The 1,990-nt window shown below is 63.0% G+C and carries 3 protein-coding genes and 1 riboswitch; all 3 genes read left to right on the top strand.

From position 1 onward, the window contains the following. Positions 1-2 precede the first annotated feature (2 nt). Complete coding sequence (locus tag ACESL8_RS12120; RefSeq protein ID WP_372919209.1) at positions 3-149, top strand: Thivi_2564 family membrane protein; 147 nt, start codon at positions 3-5, stop codon at positions 147-149. Positions 150-238: 89 nt separating this feature from the next. Continuing rightward, a complete protein-coding gene (locus tag ACESL8_RS12115; protein WP_372919207.1) occupies positions 239-952 on the top strand; it encodes a sterol desaturase family protein in 714 nt (237 codons plus the stop codon). A gap of 4 nt (positions 953-956) precedes the next feature. After that, positions 957-1,065: riboswitch (TPP riboswitch) on the top strand. Between the two features lie 39 nt (positions 1,066-1,104). Further along, positions 1,105-1,990, top strand: an 886-nt coding sequence (locus ACESL8_RS12110) for a phosphomethylpyrimidine synthase ThiC (protein ID WP_372919205.1), incomplete at its 3' end; no start/stop codon positions are given.

Here is a 1,990-nt window from a genome sequence, read left to right as displayed (position 1 = left end):
TCATCGTCCTCATCGTTGTTGGGGTCCTGCTCTGGCTGGTCAACAACAAGATTCCGATGGACGGCACGATCAAGACGATCATCAACCTGGTGGTGATTATCGCTGTCATCGTCTGGCTGCTGCGCAGTTTCGGCATCCTTTCAATCTGATACCCCGCGACGCGGTGCCGCTTGGCGGGGCGGCACCCGCGCGCTACACCCGAAACGTGTCAACCGCCCTCACCTTGTTGCTTGCCGTCATGTCGATGGCGCTTATCATCGCCGCCCGGTACCTCGCGGTATCGGGCGGTTTTGCATTGCTCACACAGCGCCGCGGTGTGAAGGACGGCCCGGCCGATCCCGCCAAACGCCAGCGCCAGATACGCGATGAAATCCGCTGGTCGCTGATCTCCGCCGCCATTTACGCCGTGCCCGCCGGCCTCGCCATCGAGGCTTGGCGTGCCTGGGGCTGGACCCAGATCATGGTGACAATCGATGGCCCCCTGCAGGCCGCGTGGCTGCCGCTGTCCATCCTTGTCTATCTGTTCGCGCACGATACGTGGTTCTACTGGACGCACCGTTGGATGCACCTGCCCCGCCTGTTCAAGGCCGCCCACGCCGTCCACCACGCCAGCCGCCCGCCAACGGCCTGGGCCGCCATGAGCTTCCATCCCTGGGAAGCCATTTCCGGCGCCGTCCTGATCCCGGCGCTACTGTTCATCATCCCCATCCACATCGGCGCACTGGCCGCCGTGATGCTGGTCGCCACCATCATGGGCGTTACCAACCACATGGGCTGGGAAATGTTCCCCAAATCCTGGGTGGCGGGCTGGTTCGGCCGCCACTTCATCAGTGCATCGCATCACGAAGCCCATCACCGCCACTACACCTGCAATTACGGCCTGTATTTCCGGTTTTGGGACAAGGTGTGCGGCACCGATCGCGGCCTTGCCAACTGGGGCCAGCGGGCTTAAGCCAAACTATTCCCCGGGGGGCCGACCATATCGGCTGAGAGTGGGCTGCATGGCCCTGACCCGCCGAACCTGATCCGGTTGACACCGGCGGAGGGAGGGAGGCCGCGAGCCAACGCGCGCCATCCTTGTCCGTTTTTGGAAGGATGCACACCATGGCCGATATCAACAGCAAGCTGGAAATGCCGGTCACCACTGGCCCGCTTCCAGGCAGCCGCAAAGTCCACGTTGCCGGCAGCCTGTTTCCCGAACTGCGCGTCGCCATGCGCGAAGTCGTGCTGGAGCCATCGGCCAAGGAACCGCCGGTGCGCATCTATGATACGTCGGGCATCTATACCGACAGCAACGCGGTGATCGATATCGCCGCCGGCCTGCCGCCGCTGCGCACCGCCTGGATCGAAGCACGCGGCGATGTGGAGCGTTACCCCGGACGCGACGTGAAGCCCGAAGACAATGGTATATTCGGCGGCCTGAAACAGCCCGAAGTGCAGCAGTTCCCCAACGTCAACGCCATGCCGTGGCGCGCAAAAAACTTCGGTTTCGGGTCAAGCCCCGCCGTCACCCAGATCGCCTATGCCCGCCGCGGCATCATCACCGCGGAAATGGAATATGTCGCCATCCGCGAAAACATCGGCCGCGCCCAAATCGCCGGCCACATCCGCGACGGCGAAGATTTCGGCGCCGAAATCCCCGATTATGTCACGCCGGAATTCGTCCGCAGCGAAATCGCCCGCGGCCGCGCCATCATCCCGTCCAACATCAACCACCCCGAAGCCGAACCGATGATCATCGGCCGCAATTTCCTGGTGAAAATCAACGCCAACATCGGCAACAGCGCCGTCGCCTCCTCCATCGCCGAGGAAGTGGAAAAGATGGTGTGGGCCACCCGCTGGGGCGCGGATAACGTGATGGACCTTTCGACGGGCCGCAACATCCACAACACCCGCGAATGGATCCTGCGCAACAGCCCGGTGCCCATCGGCACCGTGCCGATCTACCAGGCGCTGGAAAAGGTGAACGGCGTCGCCGAAGATCTGAATT

This window comes from Sandarakinorhabdus sp., assembly GCF_041689835.1.
GTDB lineage: Bacteria > Pseudomonadota > Alphaproteobacteria > Sphingomonadales > Sphingomonadaceae > Sandarakinorhabdus.
The sequence above is the reverse complement of the archived record's forward strand: the minus strand, read 5'-3'. Positions and strand labels throughout refer to the sequence as shown.

Excerpts from the sequence above, each read along its gene's own strand:
- ACESL8_RS12115 (WP_372919207.1), top strand. The coding sequence starts at position 239 with ATGTCGATGGCGCTTATCATCGCCGCCCGGTACCTCGCGGTATCGGGC.